This window comes from Tumebacillus flagellatus, assembly GCF_000714935.1.
Taxonomy (GTDB): domain Bacteria; phylum Bacillota; class Bacilli; order Tumebacillales; family Tumebacillaceae; genus Tumebacillus; species Tumebacillus flagellatus.
The window spans coordinates 152,213-167,288 of the sequence record NZ_JMIR01000005.1; the positions used below are offsets into that span (position 1 = coordinate 152,213).

A 15,076-nucleotide genomic window follows, 5' to 3' on the forward strand; every position below is an offset into this window, starting at 1 on the left:
GCACCGCCAAAAGGAGAGACCATATACATGCAACCGTTGCAATGGAACGGCAAATCTCTGCTCGTCCTCGACCAGACGCTTCTGCCGGAGCAGGAAGTCTGGGACGACTGCGATACATACGAACTCGTCGCCGAAGCGATTGAGAAGATGAAAGTCCGCGGCGCGCCCGCCATCGGCGCAACCGCCGCGTACGGGATCGCCATCGGCGCAAACGCCCCGGACGCGCTCGCTCTCGACAAAGGCCCGTACCTGACCTACCTCGACGAAGTGTGCGAACGCCTCGCGAAAACCCGTCCGACCGCCGTTAACCTGTTCTGGGCGATCAAGCGCATGCGCGGCCTGATCGAAACAAACGGCGACCTCTCCGTCCAGGAACTCGCCGAGCTGATCACCCGCGAGGCGAACTTGATCGCCGAGGAAGACGTTCGTCTGAACAAAGCGATCGGGCAAAACGGCCTCGCTTTCATTCCGGAGAACGCCCGCATCCTCACGCACTGCAACACAGGGTCGCTTGCGACGTTTGACTACGGCACGGCGCTTGGCGTCATTCGCGCCGCGCACGAAAAAGGCCGCGTCCAGCAAGTGTTCGCCGACGAAACCCGCCCGTACCTGCAAGGCGCTCGTCTGACCGCCTTCGAACTGCACCGCGACAACATTCCGGTCAGCGTCGTCACCGACAGCATGGCAGGCTATCTGATGCAGCAGGGGATGGTCGATCTCGTCATCGTCGGCGCGGACCGCATCGCGGCCAACGGCGACACCGCGAACAAGATCGGCACCTACTCGCTGGCGGTTTTGGCGAAGCATCACGGCGTGCCGTTTTACGTCGCGGCTCCGATGTCCACGCTCGATTACGAGATGGAGACCGGCGCGGAGATTGAAATCGAGCAACGCTCGGCGGACGAAGTGATTTTTATCGGCGGCAAACGCATGGTGCCCGAAGGCGTACCGGCGCTGCATCCGGCGTTTGACGTGACCCCGCACGACTTGATCACCGCGATTATCACAGACCAAGGCAACGTCGAGCAGCCGAACACGGAGAACATGCGCAAACTCAAGTAGCGCGGAGGAGGCTCGCTTTCTATGAAAGAACACATCGAACAAACCAAATCGGAAGTCCTCTACGCCGCCAAGCAGATGATTCGCACCGGATTGGTCGCCGCCGTCTGGGGCAACGTCTCGGCGCGCGTGCCGGGCACCGATCTCGTGGTGATCACCCCAAGCGGCGTGGAGTACGAGACGTTGACGCTCGACATGCTCTGCGTGCTGGACAGAAACACGAGCCAGATGGTGGAAGGAACGCTCAAACCTTCTTCGGAATCGCCGTTGCATCTTGCGGTTTATCAGGCGCGGGAGGATGTATTCGGCGTGATGCACACGCACAGCACGTACGCGAGCGCGTTTTCCTGCGCGCGTCAAGCCATTCCGCCGCTGATCGAAGACCTTGCGCAAGTCTGCGGCGGGCCGGTCTCCGTGGCGGACTACGCGCTGCCGGGCAGTGAGGATGTCGGCCGCAACGTCGTGGAAGCGTTGGGAAGCAAAGGCGCGGTGCTGATGGCCAACCACGGCGTCGTCGGCGTGGGCAAGACGGTCGCCGAAGCGCTGCGCGTCTGCCAGATCGTCGAAAAAGGCGCGCAGATCTGCGCCATCGCCAAATCGATCGGAGAGCCGGTGCTGCTCTCCGACGAAGACGTGGCGTGGCTGCGCGAGAAATACACAACGGTTTACGGACAACCAAAGGAGAGATAACTATGGCACGCACCCTGATTCACGGCGGAGTCGTCATACCGGTCGTGGACGATTCTTACCATAAGGAAGGCTACATCATCATCGAAGATCAACGCATAGCGGAAGTCGGCGCAGGCGCGTACACGGGTTCTCTTGACGGGTTTGACACCGTGATCGACGCCAAGGGCAAGCTCGCGATGCCGGGCTTGATCAACACGCACGGTCACGCGTCGATGACGCTGTTGCGCGGCTACGCGGACGATCTTCCGCTTCAACAATGGCTGGAAGAGCGCTGCTGGCCGATTGAAGCGAAGATGACCGACGAAGACATCTACTGGGGCGCGCAACTGGCGATCCTCGAAATGCTCAAGGGCGGCACCACGACGTTTACCGATATGTTCTACTTCATGGACCGCGTGGCGCAAGCGACCGAAGAGTCGGGCATCCGCGCCGTTCTCTCGCGCGGCATGGTCGGCTTCGACCCGGAAAACGGCGTGAAGCTCAAGGACCAAGCGGTGCAGTTCGTCAAGGACTGGCACGGCAAAGCGGACGGCCGCGTGAACGTGATGTTCGGCCCGCACGCCGAATACACCTGCCCGAAAGACTACCTCGCCGAAGCGGCGAACGTCGCGGCGGAGAACAAACGCCCGGTGCAAATCCACCTCTGCGAAACGGTGAAGGAAGTGCAAGATTGCATCGAGCGCTACGGCAAATCGCCGGTCGCGCTGCTTGAGGAAGTCGGTATGTTCAACAACCCGACCCTCGTGGCGCACGCCGTCCACGTCACCGACGAAGACATCGCGATCCTCAAGAAACACAACGTCACCATCGCGCACAACCCGGACTCCAACCTCAAACTCGGCTCCGGCGTGGCTCCGGTGCTGAAGTTCCTCGAAGCGGGCTTGACGGTCGGCCTCGGCACGGACGGCGCGGCTTCGAACAACAACCTCGACATGTTCGAAGAAATGCGCATGGCGGCGATGCTGCACAAGGGCGTCAACCTTGACCCGGTTGCCGTCAACGCGTTTCAGGCGGTTCAGATGGCGACCAACGGCGGCGCGAAGGCGCTGTTTCTCGAAGACACGCTCGGGACGCTCCAAGCGGGCGCGCTGGCCGACATCATCTTGCTCGACATCGAGCAGCCGCAATACTACCCGCACCGCCACAACATGATCGCGCACCTCGCGTACGCGTCGAACTCCCGCGACGTGACCGACGTGTTCGTCAACGGCAAGCAACTCGTCAAGGACCGCCGCGTGCTCACCCTCGACGAGAAGAAAATTTACGCCGAAATCGAGCGCATCTGCGAGCGTCTGTACGCAGAATAACGCCAACTCGACACCGCGAGAACCAGAGACCCGGCCCTTGTTAGAGGGCCGGGTCTTTTTTTCAAAATTTTTTTGAATAGCGAGAAGGAGAAGGAACGCCGCCATCTAATATAGTAGGTAGCAAGCGTGAAAGCGTTTGCACAGAGAGATACAAGGGAGGCACCTACTATGAAAACGAAGCGTATGGCAAAAGCGTTCACCGTGCTGGCACCGGCCGTTTTGCTGGGGTCGTTGTTGGCGCAACCGGCGTCTGCCGGCGTGTTGATGCAAGGGTTTTATTGGGACGCCACGGCGTCGGGCACCTCGTGGTGGAACAACCTCGGCAGCAAAGCCAACGAATTGAAAAACGCCGGCTTCACCGCCGTCTGGATTCCCCCGGTGATCAAAGGCGCATCGGGCGGCTACTCCAACGGCTACGATCCGTTTGACGATTACGACCTCGGCTCCAAAGACCAGATGGGCAGCGTGGCCACGCACTGGGGCACACGCGAAGAGTTGCAAAAATCGGTCGCGATGATGCGCTCCAACGGTCTCGACGTCTATGTGGACATCGTCAACAACCACCGCAACGGCGACAGCGGCAACTGGATTTTCTCCTATAAGGACGCGTACGGCAACGCCGGCGGCGGCCGTTTCGGCAAGGGCCAATACGATTTCCATCCGGGCTATAACGCGCAAGATGCAAACGTTCCCAACGATGACTCTTCGTTCGGACGCGACCTCGCGCACGACAGTCCGTATGTGGCGAGCAACTTGAAATCGGCGGGGGACTGGATGACCAAAGCGCTCGACATCCAAGGATACCGCCTCGACTACGTGAAGGGCTACTCCTACACGTTTATCAAGGACTACCTCAACTACGGCGCGATGGCGGGCAAGTTCGCAGTCGGCGAGTATTACGATTCCAACCGCGACACGTTGAACTGGTGGAGCTCCACCGCGACGGGCGGCCGCGCGTCGGCGTTTGATTTCTCCCTGCGCGAAGAGTTGAAAAACATGTGCAACTCCGGCGGCTACTACGACATGAGCCGCCTCGACCATGCGGGTCTTGCGGGCATCAATCCGGGGGCGGCGGTCACGTTCGTCGAGAACCACGACACCGACCGTGACAGCGCGATCACCAAAAACAAAGCGCTCGCGTACGCCTACATCCTCACCTCCGAAGGCTATCCGACCGTGTTCTACAAGGACTACTACAACTACGGCATGAAGACCACGATCGACAACTTGATCTGGATTCATGAAAAAATCGCCTCGGGATCGACGACCCAGCGCTGGAAAGACTCCGACGTGTTCGCGTACGAGCGCACGGGCGGCAACCATCTGCTGGCGGCGATCAACGACAACGGATCTTCCAGCCGGACGATCACCGTCGCGACCGGGTTTGGCGCGGGCGTGACGCTCCACGATTACACCGGGCACTCCGGCGACGTGGTGACGAATTCCAGCGGCCAAGCGACGATCACGATTCCGGCGAACTCGTATGTGGCGTACTCCAAATCGGGCATCACGGGGACGTTCGGCACCACGCAATACGCCGTCACTCAAGAGTTCGCAGGCGCGCAAGACCTCGACATCAAACCGGCGGACAACACCCAACTTGTGCAAGTCGGCCGCATCTACGCGCAATCGGGCAAACCGATCACGGCGGCGCTCTACTACGACACCGCGTCTTGGACCGCGTCGACCAACATCTACTTGGAACTCGACAACACCACGGGCGCCGTCGCGGCGACCAAAACGTACTACAACACCACGGCGCAAGGCACGGCGTTGACCTACACGCCGACCACCACCGGTTGGTACACGTTCAAGATCCGCAGCTACTCCACGCCGTCCGCCAACGCAAAACCGAACTACTGGCTGAAAACCACCTACACCGCACCGCAGCAATAATCGAAAAAACCGTCGTCTCTTCGCAGGCGGCGGTTTTTTCATTTACGGACGCGTTGTGAAATGGTAGAATTTTGTAAATAATCATAAAAAGAGGAGGGCCATCACCGGATGAAGCTCTGGAGGAAGCATTGGAACATGTGGCTGGCGGCAACGACCCTGCTGGCCGCCACGGCGGTGTACGCGCCGAAAGCAGAAGCGTGCGGGTGTGTTTCTTTTTTTAACGATGACGATCAATTTGCGTCTTACGCCATGACCGCCGCCGCGTCGCTCGACAGCAAGGGGATCATGCAGGGAGACACCCAGCGCAACTTCCATCCGACCGCCACTCTGACGCGGGAAGAGATGGCGGTCGTGTTGGCGAAGATGATGAAACTCCCGACCCCTGCCACTTCCGCAACCGGTTGGAGTGCCCCTTACATCCAAGCGGTCACCGCAGCCGGTCTGATGGTCGGAGATGAAACCGGCAACTTTCACCCCGAGCAACCGCTGACCCGCCAAGAGCTCGCCGCCACGCTGGTGCGCGCAATAAAACTCGACACAACCGGGCAGGGAAAAAACGGAACGGTCACCGACCGGGATGCGATCTCTCCGTGGGCGCGCGATGCTGTACAAGCAGCTCTTCAACTCGGGCTCATGCACGGCGACACGGAAACCGCGTTCAACCCGTTGGGCTTGGCGGAACGGCAGCAAGCGGCGGTTGTGATCAACAACGCCCTCCTGTACCAAGGCGTGCGGGAGAACTTGAACCAACGCCTGCAAGCGATTCAAGAACACGACCAAGCGAAATTCCTCGCCACCTTCGACCCGGACCAAACCCTCGCGACCACCCGCGTGGAACAAACGCACTGGTTTCAAGACCTGACCGCCGGTTCCATCCGCGACTACCGCGTGGAGATCGTGCATTTGGAAGTCAGTCCGCCGATGCACATCGACGTGACGTTGAACCAAACCTACACGCTGGACGGCAAGCCTCATGACTTGACGTACCACGAAGCTTACAAGTTTTACGGCGAGGGGATCTTCGACGCCGGAGAGAATTTTTACAGCTTGCCTTCGGAACACTTCGTCGTCCACTTTGCGAAGGAGGACGAAGCCACGGCAAGAAAAGTCCGCGACGAGGCTGAAGCGGCGTACGCGGATTTGCAAACCCGCTATCCGCACGACACGCCGCCCGGTCATCAACTGGACATCAAGCTCTACCGCGATCCGGAGCAACTGCGCCAGTCTGTGAAGCTGTCGTTTGCGTGGCAGTTTGCCGGGTGGTATGAGTACGGCGAATCGATCAAACTCAGTTCGAAGCCCGGCGCGACAGGGGAGTACCGGAGCAAGATTCAGCATGAGATGGTGCATGAACTCACGATCGGACTTTCCAACAACAACTTGCCGTACTGGTTGGCAGAGGGACTTGCCACGTACTACGCGGCTCCCGAGGGCTCCGAAGTCACGGTGTTTCCGATGGAGTACAACTCGATCGCCAAGTTGGAAACGATCAACCTCGAAGCTTTGACCGACAACTTGGAGATCAGCAACTACTACAACACGGCGGGCAACATCGTGACGTTTTTCGCCAAGACGTACGGCGAAGAGAAAGTCCGCGAACTGGTCAAAGCGCTGGGGGAGTACCCGTACCAAGAAGGCACCGTCGGCGTTCACGATGCGGAAAACGCAAAGCGCCTCCACGAAACGCTGCCCCGCGTCTTTGGCAAGACTTCTGAACAGCTCAACGCCGAATGGCAAACTTGGATCAAAGCCCAACGGTCCAAGTAAGCAAAAAAAGAACCCAATCCGCCCCCGAGCATGTACAAGAACTCTCTTCGACAAGCACTCTTTGCACGAAAAATCCGCACCCGATTCGCGTGCAGAGGTTCTCTTAGCAAGCCCCCGTTCTACAAACAAAAAAAGCCCTCCGCCGCGCGCGGTTCCATTCGCGGCAGGGGGCCTTTTTCACGAGCACCCGGCGCAGAGTCCGGGCATGTATAGTCACTTTTCCGAGCGGGTAAGGTACTGATGAGAGAGAAGGATCAATTTCCTTTTTTGCCAGACGATGTTGTCAAGCGAAGTTGGTTTTGACGGCATTTGACTTTTTGAACCGGCAAGGATCGGTTCTTCATACCAGGACTTGCCCAGCGCTCGGCGGTGACCAAGTCGGTGAGACCCAATTCGTCCGCCATCAGCTCGGCAAACCGTCTGATGCCCTCGGCGGAAACCGTACACGCAGTGGAAGTTGTCATCCGGTTCACCCCCTTGGTGTGGTGAGGTTAGTATTGCCGCCCCCCCGTTTGCTATGTTGATTGCTTTTTACCATTCGGACGGCAGACGTATCCACCCCTTCATGGTACAATGGGCAAGGAAAGGAGCGAGTGACAGCATGAGAATTTTACTCAGCAATGACGATGGCATTGGAGCGGAGGGCATCCGCGTGTTGGCTCGTGAGCTTGCAGCCATCGGAGAAGTGTATGTTGTCGCGCCGGATCGTCAGCGCAGCGCCGCCGGTCACGGCATTACGTTACATAAGCCGCTCTTCTTGGAAGAACACGATTTCGGCCCCGGCATTCACGCCTATGGACTCAGCGGCACGCCGGCCGATTGCGTAAAATTCGGAGTGACCGAATTGATGAAGGACGTCAAACCCGATCTCGTCGTATCAGGAATCAACGCCGGGAGCAACCTAGGGAATGACGTGATGTACTCCGGAACGGTTTCCGCCGCCATCGAAGGCTCGATCCAAGGCATTCCGGCGATCGCCGTCTCGCAGTGCGGAAGCGAACCGTTCGACTACCAGGGCGCTGCGGAATTCACGAAGCGTCTGATCGGCGAGGTGCTTCAGAACGGCATCGAACCGGACACGATCCTCAACGTCAACTACCCGCCGCTTCTGCCCCGTGAGGTGCAAGGCGTGCGGATCACAAGCATTGGCAAACGACGCTACGAGAACCACTACGACAAGCGCACCAACCCGCGCGGTGTCTCGTATTATTGGCTGGCCGGGCCGCTCAAGAAGTTGGAGCAGGAGCCGGACGCGGACATCCGCGCGGTTCGCGAGGGCTTCATCTCCGTCTCGCCGGTGCATTTTGATTTTACGCACCGCAGGATGATCGACACCCTCAAGACTTGGTCGCTTCACTAACGGAACTTACAGAGGAGGAGCGCTCGATGGAAACCACGGAACGCGTGACGATTGCGAACGTTGACTTGCCCAACCCTGTTGAACTCTATATGGTGGTCGATTTCTTGAACCACACGTTGAAAGACTGGAACTTGCTGTTCGGTCTCAGCAAGGGCGAGGAAGAGGGCGACCTGCAACTGATCGTGTACGAGGAGAAACAGCAGTAACGAGCGTGAACGAGACGGCATGAAGAAAACGATTTGGATTTCGCTGTTCGTGCTGACGGTTCTGATCGCGGGAGCCGTCTTTGCCGTGCGCGAGGTGACATTTGCCCAGTATGAAGGGGCGGATGCGGACGCGCAGGCGGCATTGGACAACACCGTGTTGAATCAGGTGAAGGAAGCATCGCCCTATACCGGCGGGATACAAGGGTTCTTTTTCGCCGGGCCTGATAAACAGGGTCGTCAGGTGTACGTCTGGACGGCCAAGGGCAAAGTGTTGTCGATGACGTACGCCGACCAAGGGCTCTCCAAGGACAAAGCGATCGCCGCGGCGCAAAAGCCGGTCTGGAGCAAGGACTTGGTGCGGCCGGAGTTGAAAGACCAGCCGCTGCAACCGGTCGCGGAAGTGATCCACGCCACGCCGGGGCCCGTGCTGCCGGATCTGGAAACCGAGTACAAAACCGCGCCCAGCAAATTCGTCTGGGAAATTTACGGCAAGATGGCAAACGGCGACACCGGCTACACCTACCTTGATTTCAAAAGCGGCGAAGTGCTGTGGCAAGCCCTGCTCACCGAGCCGAAGTAGGTGACTCCGAGTTGCTCGAACCGAGGCACCTACGTGAATACGCTCGGCGCATCAAGCCGAGGTAACCATGTGAACACGCCTTGCGCATCAAGCCGAGGCAGCATATGAACACGCCCTGTCACAGCCCTGATGCTTCGTTTCTTTTTTTACAAAGCACGCTGCCAACCCCGAGTCGGCAGCGTGCTTTTTTTCCTCTAGACTCCTAAACATCCGCTTCGGGACGTGTGCTATAATGGTGACATTATGTTAACAGTCAACGAGGAGGGATGTATCGATGTCTCGAATTCGCATCGTACCGGTCATGGTTTCTCTGTTGGTCGCCTTTTCGTTGTTGTTCGGTGGTTGGGAGATGTACGCGAAGTTCGGCTTGGTACGCCCCCTCGAAGAACAACTGAAAGCAGACCCGGCCGTGACCCAAGTAGAATCTGTTGTCGACGGCGCGGATCGCACGCTGAAGATCACCGTCAAACCGGTGGACGATCTGCAATCCACGTATGAAAACCTGCAAACCGTCGCGGAACAATCGCTCGGCTCGTCCGTGAAGTTGGAACTCGTGGACACCCGCGGGGAAGACCTCAAGAAAGAGTACCAAACGATCCAACCGATTCTCTACAGCGGCATCGCCAACGGCGCATTTCCGCAAATGATCCAAGACGCAGAGAAGACGGCGTCCCACGATGGCACGCAAGCGAAAATTTCGATGAACGACCAATATATTTTCGTCGCACTGCAAAAAAACGGCCGCTTCCTCTACGAAGTGCTGCCGTATCATGAGCAAACGGCTTACTCGCTCCTGCAAGGGGGGACGGCGCTATGAAAAAATACTTCAAAGAGATGATTCTCGGCATCGGGATCGCCGTCGCGGCGTTTGTCGGGTTTAACTTCCACTTTAACGTACTGCCGATCTTGATGTTGGTGGCGATTCTGTTTACCATTGCGATCTTGCTTGACAAAAACAAATCCGCCACCGCAGGCGCTTCCCACGAAGTGGCGAAGTCGCACCGCGTGGAGTTTGAGCACATCGGCGGCCAGGACATGGCGAAGCGCGAGATCATGGAAGCGCTTGACTTCCTGCGCCACCGCGATAAAATCAAGGAACTCGGCATTCGTCCGCTCAAAGGCATCATCTTGACGGGCCCTCCGGGCACCGGTAAGACCTTGCTGGCGAAAGCGGCGGCGACCTACACCGATTCGGCGTTCGTCTCCGCATCCGGTTCTGAGTTTGTGGAGATGTACGTCGGTGTCGGTGCGTCCCGCGTGCGCGAACTGTTCAAAAAAGCACGTATGGCAGCCAAAAAAGAAGGCAAGGACTCCGCCATCGTCTTCATCGACGAAATCGACGTCATCGGCGGCAAGCGCGGTTCGAACTCGTCGCACCAAGAGTACGACCAGACTTTGAACCAACTGCTGACCGAGATGGACGGCATGGGGACGACCGCGTCTCCGTTCGTGCTCGTCGTGGCGGCGACCAACCGTCTGGACATCCTCGACCCGGCGCTGATTCGTCCGGGCCGTTTCGACCGTCAAATCAAAGTCGATCTTCCCGACAAAGCCGGTCGTCTGGCGATTCTGGAGATCCAAACCCGCAACAAGCCGCTGGCGGACAGCGTGGACTTGGAACAAGTCGCGCGCGAAACGTACGGCTTCTCCGGCGCGCAACTGGAGTCGCTGTGCAACGAAGCCGCGATTCTCGCGATGCGCGAAGAAAAATCGGTCGTGGAGCAACTGCACTTCCGCGATTCGGTCGACAAAGTGCTGCTCGGCGAGCGCACCGGCAAACGTCCGCGTCAAGAAGAGCTCGAACGCGTCGCCGTGCACGAACTGGGCCACGCGATCACCGCAGAGCTGGTTCGCACGAACTCCGTTTCGCACATCACGATCGCCCCGCGCGGCAACGCGCTCGGCTTCGTGCGCCAAGTTCCGGAATCGGACGGCTATCTCTACACCAAAGATCAACTGATCAACCAGATCATCGTGGCGCTTGGCGGCACGGTCTCGGAAGAACTGATCTACGGCAACCGCTCCACCGGCGCGCAAGGCGACATTCAACAAGCGACCAACATGGCCCGCACCATCGTGGCTTGCGGGTTGTCGAGCCTCGGCATCGTCGACATCGACAACTTGCAGAAAAACATCCTCGATGAAGAGATTCGCCGCATCTTCACCGATGTGGAGAACATGACCCGCGACATGCTCGCGCCGTACCAAGAAGGCATCCGCACGCTGTCGGAGCAACTGGTGCGCGAAGAGAACATGACCGGGGATGCGTTCCGTGCTTGGCTCGTTGTGAATAAGAAAGAAGAAAAAGCTCTGGCGGTTTAAATCGCCGGAGCTTTTTTAATGCATACTAATTCGTGGTAAATCTGAAAGAGATGTGGTATGCTGTTCTTGTGATAAATGAATACTTATATTAACGTTGACTATACAGTTCACACTCGGGAGGGGCGTTGTTTTATGACAGCATTTACTCTTTGGTTATTATTACTTGTAGTGGCGGCCGCAATGGTTTTGCTGTACTTCTTGACAACTCGCCGACTTGCGGAGAGCACCGTGCCGAAACGCAAGAAGAAAGAGACGGAGGAACGACTGATCGTGTATTGAAGATGGAGGGGAAGTCAAGACCTGCCCAGGGGGCAGGTCTTTTTTTGTTCAAACGTTGTACTTTTTGGGTATCCTAGTGAAAAGCATGACGTGCAGAGGAGCAAGGAGGCGTTTATGAACGTACAGAAAGTCGGCATCGTGGGTGCCGGTACGATGGGGCAGGGATTGGCGGCTGCCATAGCGGGAAAGGGGATCGACGTGATCCTGCTGGATCGGAGTGAGCAGGAATTGGAGCGCGCCAAGTTGGGGCTGGAACTCTCGCTGGACCATCGTCTCGCCAAGTGGGGCATCACCGAGGCGGAGAAGAAGTCGATCCTCTCGCGGATCGTCCTCGGCACCAACCTGTCGTTGCTCCGGGATTGCGAAGTGGTCATCGAAACGATCTGGGAGAATCTCGAGGAAAAAACCGACCTGCTCCTCGCCATCGAGCAAGAAGTCGGCCCGGAGGCGTTGGTCGCAAGCAACACGTCCACGCTCTCGATCACCGAATTGGCGGTGCAGACGGCGCATCCGGAACGGGTGATCGGGCTGCACTTTCACTTTCCGGTCGAGCAGCGGAATTTGGTGGAGGTCGTGCGCGGGTTGAAGACGTCGGAGCGTACGGCGGAAGCGGCGTTTCGCTTCTTGGAGGGACTGGGGAAGCAGGCGGTGCAGGTGTTTGAATCGCCGGGCTTTATCACCACGCGCTTGATGTTGCCGCTGATCAACGAAGCGGTGTTGATCTACGCCGAGGGCGTGGCGACGGCGGAGGACATCGACAAAGCGATGAAGCACGGGTACGGCTTTCACATCGGGCCGCTGGAGCTCGCCGACCGCTTCGGTTTGGACGCGGTGGTGGACATGCTGGACGCTCTGTTTCATGAAACGATGGAGCCGCGCTACCGGCCGGCGGCGTACTTGCGCAAACTGGTGCGGGGCGGACAGTTGGGAACCAAAGCGCGGCAGGGGTTTTTTCAGTATGACGAATGGGGGGAGCGGGTGTGAACATCCTCGTGCTCAACTGTGGGAGTTCCTCGCTGAAATACCAACTGTTCCGCATGCCGGAGGAGAACGTGTTGATCCGAGGCGGCATTGAAAAAATCGGCAGCGACGATGCCGTGCACTCGTTTAAAACGGAAGGGCCGGAGGGCGGAGAGAGCGTGTCCACCGTGCAGATTCTCGACCATCGGGAGGCGCTGTCCCTCGTGCTGCAAGCGGTCACGCACGATTCCGGCGTGTTGGCCGGCGTTGAGGAGATCACGGCGGTCGGGCATCGCGTGGTGCACGGCGGCGAGCAGTTTGCGCTCTCCACGCTCGTGACGGAGGAAGTCAAAGCGGCGATTCGGGCGAATGCGGAGCTGGCCCCCCTGCACAACCCGGCGAATTTGCAGGGGATTGAAGCGATCGAGGACGTGCTGCCCCGTGTCCCGCAAGTGGCGGTGTTCGACACGGCGTTTCACCAGTCGATGCCGCCGGAGCACTATCTGTATCCGATTCCCTATGTGCTGTATCAGCGGCATAAAGTCCGGCGGTACGGATTTCACGGCACGTCGCACCGCTATGTGTCGTCGCGGGTACCGTTTTTGGTGCATCGCGATCTGATGAACTTGCGGGTGATCTCCTGCCACATCGGCAACGGGGCGAGCGTGACGGCGATTCAGAACGGGCGCTCGATCGACACGTCGATGGGGATGACGCCGCTGGAGGGCGTGATGATGGGCACGCGCTCGGGCGACCTCGATCCGAGTCTGCAAGAGTACATCACGCGCAAAGAAGAGTTGACGCAGGAGGAGTTTCTCTCGATGCTCAACCGCCACAGCGGGCTGTTCGGCATCTCGGGGCTCTCGGGTGACATGCGCAAGATCACGGAAGCAAGGGCGAAAGGGAGCGCGCGGTCGGCGCTGGCGTTTGACATGTACGAGTACCGCATCCGCAAATACATCGGCGCGTATGTGGCGGCGATGAACGGAGTGGACGTGCTGCTGTTCACAGCGGGCGTGGGGGAGAATTCGCCGCTGTTGCGCCGCAAAATTTGCGATCATCTGACGTATCTGGGGCTGGAGCTTGACGTGCAAGCGAACGAATCGGCGAAGGGCGAGCGGATCATCTCGACGCCTTCGTCGCGCGTGACGGTGTGCGTGATTCCGACCAACGAAGAGTTGATGATCGCCCGCGACACACAACTGCTGGTCTCCGGTCTGGAATCTTGGAGAAAATAGTGCTATCATGAATTTTGATACATAAGAACTAATCGAAGGGGATACGAACGTGACGACGAAAGCTACTATCGCAACGATCGGCCAGTACGTAGATCAAGAAGTTCTGATCGAGGGCTGGCTTTGGAATAAGCGCTTCAGCGGGAAGATCGGCTTCCTGAACCTGCGTGACGGCACCGGGTTCATTCAAGGCGTCATCGCGAAGCAAGACGTTTCGGAAGAACTGTTTGCCACTGCGAAAGGTCTGACCCAAGAAACCTCCGTTCGCGTGACCGGCACCGTTCGCGCCGAAGAGCGCGCGGCATCCGGTTACGAGTTGAACGTGACGGGCGTTGAAGTGGTCGCGGTGACCCAAGACTACCCGATCACCCCGAAGGAGCACGGCGTTGACTTCCTGATGGACAACCGGCATCTCTGGATTCGTTCGCCGCGCCAACGCGCCGTGTTGAAAATCCGTGCGGAAATCATCCGCGGCATGCGCGATTACCTCGACAACAACGGCTTCACGCAAGTGGACCCGCCGATCTTGACCCCGTCGTCCGCAGAGGGCACGACCAACCTGTTTGAAATCGAATACGTCAACGGCGAACCGGCGTACCTGTCCCAATCCGGCCAGCTCTATATGGAAGCAGCCGCACTGGCGCTGGGCAAAGTCTACTCGTTCGGCCCGACCTTCCGCGCCGAGAAATCCAAGACCCGCAAGCACATGATCGAGTTCTGGATGATCGAGCCGGAGATGGCGTATGTCGAGCATGCGGAGAATTTGCAAATTCAGGAAGCGTTCGTCAAGCACATGATCAAGTGGGTGCTCGAACACTGCCCGCAAGAACTCAAGACGTTGGAGCGCGACACCGATGCGCTGTGGCGCGTGGTCAACGAGAAGTTCCCGGTGATCACTTACAAAGAAGCGGTGCAAATCCTTCAAGAGAAGGGCCACGACTTCCCGTACGGCGAAGACTTCGGCGCTCCGCATGAAACGGAGCTGACCAACCACTTTGATCTCCCGGTGTTCGTCGAGAAGTGGCCGGCCGACATCAAAGCGTTCTATATGCAACCGGACCCGGAAGACCCGTCCGTCGTCCTCGGCGCGGACTTGCTCGCACCGGAAGGCTACGGCGAGATCATCGGCGGTTCGCAGCGGATTCATGACTACGAACTGATGAAGTCTCGCTATGAAGAGCACCAACTCGGCGAGTCCTACAACTGGTACCTCGAACTCCGCCAGTACGGCACCGTGCCGCACTCCGGTTTCGGGATCGGTCTGGAGCGCACGATCGCCTGGATCTGCGGCCTCGACCATGTCCGCGAGACGATCATGATGCCGCGTCTGCTGTACAGACTCTACCCGTAATTGGTCATAGCCCCGTCAAGTAGACAGTAGAAAAAGAAGAAACTTTTATGCGGCGGCCGCTTCT

At 58.4% G+C, this 15,076-nt stretch carries 15 protein-coding genes; 14 read left to right on the forward strand and 1 reads right to left on the reverse strand.

The features are described 5' to 3' along the window. Nucleotides 1–27: 27 nt before the first annotated feature. The 5 genes from mtnA to EL26_RS05700 all read left to right on the forward strand — a co-directional run bounded on the left by mtnA (nt 28) and on the right by EL26_RS05700 (nt 6,719). Nucleotides 28–1,062: an S-methyl-5-thioribose-1-phosphate isomerase gene (mtnA, locus tag EL26_RS05680; protein WP_038085446.1), complete on the forward strand. Its 1,035-nt coding sequence runs from the start codon at nt 28–30 to the stop codon at nt 1,060–1,062. 21 nt (nt 1,063–1,083) lie between these two features. Further along, a complete protein-coding gene (locus EL26_RS05685; protein WP_038085448.1) occupies nt 1,084–1,749 on the forward strand; it encodes a class II aldolase/adducin family protein in 666 nt (221 codons plus the stop codon). Between the two features lie 2 nt (nt 1,750–1,751). After that, on the forward strand, nt 1,752–3,056 hold the full coding sequence (locus EL26_RS05690) for an amidohydrolase (protein ID WP_038085451.1): 1,305 nt from the start codon (nt 1,752–1,754) through the stop codon (nt 3,054–3,056). A 168-nt stretch (nt 3,057–3,224) separates the two neighbouring features. Beyond that, on the forward strand, nt 3,225–4,952 hold the full coding sequence (locus tag EL26_RS05695; protein ID WP_052036034.1) for an alpha-amylase domain-containing protein: 1,728 nt from the start codon (nt 3,225–3,227) through the stop codon (nt 4,950–4,952). Between the two features lie 108 nt (nt 4,953–5,060). Next, the gene (locus EL26_RS05700) at nt 5,061–6,719 is read left to right on the forward strand and encodes an S-layer homology domain-containing protein (protein ID WP_038085454.1); all 1,659 of its coding nucleotides are present in this window, start codon (nt 5,061–5,063) and stop codon (nt 6,717–6,719) included. A 254-nt stretch (nt 6,720–6,973) separates the two neighbouring features. On the opposite strand, the gene EL26_RS05705 is transcribed toward EL26_RS05700, so the two are convergent. Then, a complete protein-coding gene (locus EL26_RS05705) occupies nt 6,974–7,183 on the reverse strand; it encodes a hypothetical protein (RefSeq protein WP_038085456.1) in 210 nt (69 codons plus the stop codon). Nucleotides 7,184–7,320: 137 nt separating this feature from the next. On the opposite strand from EL26_RS05705, the gene surE reads away from it, so the two are divergent. From surE to asnS, 9 genes are all read left to right on the forward strand, one after another. Continuing rightward, complete coding sequence (gene surE / locus EL26_RS05710) at nt 7,321–8,079, forward strand: 5'/3'-nucleotidase SurE (RefSeq protein ID WP_038085459.1); 759 nt, start codon at nt 7,321–7,323, stop codon at nt 8,077–8,079. A 26-nt stretch (nt 8,080–8,105) separates the two neighbouring features. Continuing rightward, on the forward strand, nt 8,106–8,285 hold the full coding sequence (locus EL26_RS05715) for a DUF4264 family protein (RefSeq protein ID WP_038085461.1): 180 nt from the start codon (nt 8,106–8,108) through the stop codon (nt 8,283–8,285). 19 nt (nt 8,286–8,304) lie between these two features. Next, nucleotides 8,305–8,865 (forward strand): hypothetical protein, encoded by a 561-nt coding sequence (locus tag EL26_RS05720; protein WP_038085463.1) that lies wholly within the window; start codon nt 8,305–8,307, stop codon nt 8,863–8,865. Nucleotides 8,866–9,139: 274 nt separating this feature from the next. Continuing rightward, nucleotides 9,140–9,682 carry a hypothetical protein gene (locus EL26_RS05725; RefSeq protein WP_038085464.1) on the forward strand — a complete coding sequence of 181 codons (543 nt, stop codon included), beginning with the start codon at nt 9,140–9,142 and terminating at the stop codon, nt 9,680–9,682. After that, nucleotides 9,679–11,187 (forward strand): AAA family ATPase, encoded by a 1,509-nt coding sequence (locus EL26_RS05730; protein ID WP_038085466.1) that lies wholly within the window; start codon nt 9,679–9,681, stop codon nt 11,185–11,187. Before EL26_RS05725 ends, EL26_RS05730 begins: the two co-directional genes overlap by 4 nt. A 132-nt stretch (nt 11,188–11,319) precedes the next feature. Next, complete coding sequence (locus EL26_RS25355; RefSeq protein ID WP_161780666.1) at nt 11,320–11,466, forward strand: hypothetical protein; 147 nt, start codon at nt 11,320–11,322, stop codon at nt 11,464–11,466. Between the two features lie 114 nt (nt 11,467–11,580). After that, complete coding sequence (locus tag EL26_RS05735; RefSeq protein ID WP_038085468.1) at nt 11,581–12,450, forward strand: 3-hydroxyacyl-CoA dehydrogenase family protein; 870 nt, start codon at nt 11,581–11,583, stop codon at nt 12,448–12,450. Beyond that, nucleotides 12,447–13,664, forward strand: a complete 1,218-nt coding sequence (locus tag EL26_RS05740; RefSeq protein ID WP_038085470.1) for an acetate/propionate family kinase — start codon at nt 12,447–12,449, stop codon at nt 13,662–13,664. The genes EL26_RS05735 and EL26_RS05740 overlap by 4 nt, the downstream gene beginning before the upstream one ends. Nucleotides 13,665–13,713: 49 nt before the next feature. After that, nucleotides 13,714–15,012, forward strand: a complete 1,299-nt coding sequence (gene asnS / locus EL26_RS05745; protein WP_038085471.1) for an asparagine--tRNA ligase — start codon at nt 13,714–13,716, stop codon at nt 15,010–15,012. Nucleotides 15,013–15,076 lie beyond the last annotated feature (64 nt).

Bases quoted from the DNA above. Each gene is read 5' to 3' on its own strand.
- mtnA (WP_038085446.1), top strand. From the start codon at position 28: ATGCAACCGTTGCAATGGAACGGCAAATCTCTGCTCGTCCTCGACCAG.
- EL26_RS05685 (WP_038085448.1), top strand. From the start codon at position 1,084: ATGAAAGAACACATCGAACAAACCAAATCGGAAGTCCTCTACGCCGCC.
- EL26_RS05690 (WP_038085451.1), top strand. From the start codon at position 1,752: ATGGCACGCACCCTGATTCACGGCGGAGTCGTCATACCGGTCGTGGAC.
- EL26_RS05695 (WP_052036034.1), top strand. From the start codon at position 3,225: ATGAAAACGAAGCGTATGGCAAAAGCGTTCACCGTGCTGGCACCGGCC.
- EL26_RS05700 (WP_038085454.1), top strand. From the start codon at position 5,061: ATGAAGCTCTGGAGGAAGCATTGGAACATGTGGCTGGCGGCAACGACC.
- EL26_RS05705 (WP_038085456.1), bottom strand. From the start codon at position 7,183: ATGACAACTTCCACTGCGTGTACGGTTTCCGCCGAGGGCATCAGACGG.
- surE (WP_038085459.1), top strand. From the start codon at position 7,321: ATGAGAATTTTACTCAGCAATGACGATGGCATTGGAGCGGAGGGCATC.
- EL26_RS05715 (WP_038085461.1), top strand. From the start codon at position 8,106: ATGGAAACCACGGAACGCGTGACGATTGCGAACGTTGACTTGCCCAAC.
- EL26_RS05720 (WP_038085463.1), top strand. From the start codon at position 8,305: ATGAAGAAAACGATTTGGATTTCGCTGTTCGTGCTGACGGTTCTGATC.
- EL26_RS05725 (WP_038085464.1), top strand. From the start codon at position 9,140: ATGTCTCGAATTCGCATCGTACCGGTCATGGTTTCTCTGTTGGTCGCC.
- EL26_RS05730 (WP_038085466.1), top strand. From the start codon at position 9,679: ATGAAAAAATACTTCAAAGAGATGATTCTCGGCATCGGGATCGCCGTC.
- EL26_RS25355 (WP_161780666.1), top strand. From the start codon at position 11,320: ATGACAGCATTTACTCTTTGGTTATTATTACTTGTAGTGGCGGCCGCA.
- EL26_RS05735 (WP_038085468.1), top strand. From the start codon at position 11,581: ATGAACGTACAGAAAGTCGGCATCGTGGGTGCCGGTACGATGGGGCAG.